The following is a 494-nucleotide window of genomic DNA, read 5'->3' as shown; positions in this document are numbered from 1 at the left end:
AGGATATTCCGGATCTTGTCCGCCATTTCGTCGCCATGACCGAGAAGGAAGGCATGGCGCCAAAACGCTTCGACAACGAAGCGCTCGACGTGATGAAATCCTATCCTTGGCCCGGCAATGTCCGAGAGCTGGAAAATTTCGTCCGGCGGCTTACAGCACTCTATCCGCAGGACGTGATCACCCGCGAGATCGCCGATTCTGAACTGAAGCCGGATATCGCTGCCGGCCCCGCGGAAAAGCCCGGTGCGGCGCCCGGCTCGGTTTCGATTTCACAGGCCGTCGAAGAAAATATGCGCATCTATTTCGCCGAATTCGGCGACAACCTGCCGCCGCCTGGCCTCTACGACCGGGTGCTGGCCGAGATGGAATATCCGCTCATCCTGGCAGCTCTGACCGCCACGCGCGGCAATCAGATCAAGGCTGCCGATCTGCTCGGTCTCAATCGCAACACGCTGCGTAAAAAGATCCGCGAACTCGGCGTCACCGTCTATCGC

Annotated in this window: 1 protein-coding gene; it reads left to right on the top strand. The window is 59.3% G+C overall.

The window, feature by feature from the left end:
* A partial coding sequence (locus tag AC1D0P_RS28595; protein ID WP_477679822.1) for an AAA-type ATPase lid domain-containing protein occupies positions 1–494 on the top strand: 494 nt, incomplete at both ends.

It is taken from the genome of Polaromonas sp. P1_G2 (genome assembly GCF_056405515.1).
Note: the sequence above shows the minus strand (reverse complement) of the source record. Positions and strands in the feature narration are given on the sequence as shown.